Here is a 2,930-nt window from a genome sequence, read left to right on the forward strand (position 1 = left end):
CCGCGGCGCAAGGCGAAATTACGAAGCGAAATCATGGGGGGAGGCGTCCATATAACCGAATGGAATGTGCTGGTAAGCACTGTTCCTGCGACGCAATTCTAACGTTAACGAATACTTGACGCGCCCCGGGATGCGCGGCGGGCGACGTTCCTCTCTCCCACGTCCTGTCCGCGCGCCTCCCGGGCCCCTTCCCCGTCACCGCCTGTCGCAGCTAAATGGTTGCTGCTGCAACGTTTTTTCTGATGACCGGCATTYGACAGGCACTGAATATCCCGTTAATTCCTGTATTGCGCACCGCAACAACCGTCGTCCGCCTCACCCCCGTGATGTCGATTCCGGTGCCATCCCGCCAACCGGAGCCCCCTCCCGATGACCCGCAAGACCAGCCTGATCGCCGCCGCCGTCGCTGTCGCACTCGGTGGTTCTCCGTTCGTTGCCGCCGCCCAGCAGGCCGGCACCGCCGCCAACACTCTGGATACGGTGATCGTCACCGGCACCCGCGTGGCCGACCGCACGGTCGCCGAATCGCAGTCGCCGATCGACATCATCACCCCCGAGATCCTGCAGTCCACCGGTACCGGTGAGCTGGCCACCGCGCTGTCCCGCGCGCTGCCGTCGCTGAACTTCCCGCGCCCCGCGCTGACCGACGGCACCAGCGGTGTGCGCCCGGCACAGCTGCGCGGCCTGTCCCCGGACCAGGTGCTGGTACTGGTCAACGGCAAGCGCCGCCACACCTCGGCGATGATCAACGTCAACGGCAGCATCGGCCGCGGTTCGTCGGCGGTGGACATCAACGCGATTCCGATCGCCGCCATCGAGCGCGTCGAGGTGCTGCGCGACGGCGCCTCGGCACAGTACGGTTCGGATGCCATCGCCGGCGTCATCAACATCGTGCTGAAGGGCAGCGGCAGCGGTGGCAGCCTGGCCGTCGACTACGGCCAGTATTCGGCCGGCGACGGCAACAAGTACCAGCTGTCCGGCGATACCGGCGTGGAATTCGGCAACGGCCGTGGCCGCGTGCACGTGGCCGGCCAGATCAGCCAACAGGACGAGAGCGACCGCGCCGGCCCGTATCGCGGCACCACGCCGAACACCGGCAATTTCCCCAGCGTCGGCCAGACCACGTTCATCGTCGGCGACCCGAAGGTGGACGCCACCGCTGCCTCGGTCAATGCCAGCTACGATTTCAGCGACCACGTGACCGGTTACGCCAGCGCGCTGCTCAGCAACCGCGACATCACCTCGTTCGCGTTCTACCGTTCGCGCAACCACAGCGGGCAGAGCGCGCTGCTGGCGCAGACCTATCCGGACGGCTACGTGCCGCAGATCAACCAGTACTCCAAGGACCGCTCGCTGGTGGCCGGCGTCAAAGGCAACACCGACAACGGCTGGACATGGGACCTGAGCCTGAACCACGGCGAGAACACCCTGGATTTCCACACCCGCAACAGCATCAACTACAGCCTGGGCGCGACCAGCCCGCGTTCGTTCTACGACGGCACGCTGAAGTACCAGCAGGACATCTTCAACGCCGACCTGACCAAGTCGCTGGACTGGGGCCTGGCCTATCCGGTCACGCTGTCCTTCGGCGGTGAGTACCGCCGCGAGAAGTGGGACCAGAACCCGGGCGAGCTGAACTCCTACACCGGCACCGGTGCGCAGGGCTTCGGCGGCTTCACCCCGACCAACGAAGTGCACACCGATCGCCACAACTACGCGGTCTATGCGGGCCTGGAAGCGGACCTGAGCGAGAAGTTCTCCGCCGGCATCACCGGCCGTTACGAGGATTACTCGGACTTCGGCGACCGCTTCTCCGGCAAGCTGTCGGCGCGCTATGCGTTCACCGACAAGGTCGCGCTTCGCGCCACCGCCTCCAGCGGCTTCCGAGCGCCTTCGCTGCCGCAGCAGGGCTACCAGGCGGTGACCAGCCAGTTCACCAACGGCGTGTTCGTCGAACGCGGCACCTTCCCGACCACCAGCCCGGCTGCACAGGCACTGGGCGCGTCGCCGCTGAAGGCCGAGACCTCCACGTCCTACAGCCTGGGTCTGGTACTGCAGCCGATCGACCGCCTGTACGTCACCGTCGATGCCTACCAGATCGACATCGACGACCGCATCGCGTTGTCGTCCAGCATCACCACCAACGCAGCATCCAGTGCGCTGCTGGCCGGGCTGGGCCTGCCGCAGGTGACCGCGTTCTCGTACTTCACCAATGGTCTGGACACCCGCACCCGCGGCGTTGACTTCGTCTCCAGCTACACCGTGCCGTTCAGCGCCAGCAGCCTGGAACTGACTGCGGCGTACAGCTACAACGACACCGAAGTGCAGCGCGTGGGCGGCACGCCGGCGGTGTTCGGCACGCTGGGCCTGACCCAGTCGCTGATCGGCCGCGATGAGATTGGCCGCATCGAAGACAGCTACCCGCACGACAAGACCATCCTCAGCGGCACCTGGCGTTCGGACCACTGGGAGCTGGGCCTGGCGGCAACCCGCTACGGCAAGTTCACGGTGCGCAACTCGGCCACGGCCACGCGTGACCAGACCTACGGCGACAAGTGGGTGCTGGATGCGTCGGCCAGCTACAAGCCGAGTGCGAACTGGACGCTGACGGTAGGTGCCGACAACCTGCTGAACGAGTACCCGGACCGCACCGAAGATCTGCAGAACTCGACCTTTGGCATGCTGCCGTACAGCAACTACTCGCCGTTCGGCTTCAATGGTGCGTATGTGTACGGGCGGATCAAGTACAACTGGTAAGCGGTAACGGGCGCGCCGGGCCCTGCCCGGCGGGTTCATCCGGGGTCAGATCCCCTTTTCCTGCAGGAAAAGGGATCTGACCCTATTTGCTCTAAAGGTTTGCCGCATTTGGCTCATTAGGTGAAAATCGGGGCATCCCCCCGATTTCTGCGAGAGCCGATGCACCATGACAC

The 2,930-nt window shown here is 65.2% G+C and carries 1 protein-coding gene; it reads left to right on the forward strand.

Features of this window, described 5'->3' with window-relative positions; genetic code table 11:
- Window positions 1–369: 369 nt before the first annotated feature.
- Window positions 370–2,757 (forward strand): TonB-dependent receptor plug domain-containing protein, encoded by a 2,388-nt coding sequence (locus AB4Y84_RS18110; RefSeq protein WP_442250597.1) that lies wholly within the window; start codon window positions 370–372, stop codon window positions 2,755–2,757.
- Window positions 2,758–2,930: the final 173 nt, after the last annotated feature.

The organism is Stenotrophomonas sp. 2YAF22 (assembly GCF_052114665.1).
Lineage (GTDB): Bacteria > Pseudomonadota > Gammaproteobacteria > Xanthomonadales > Xanthomonadaceae > Stenotrophomonas > Stenotrophomonas indicatrix.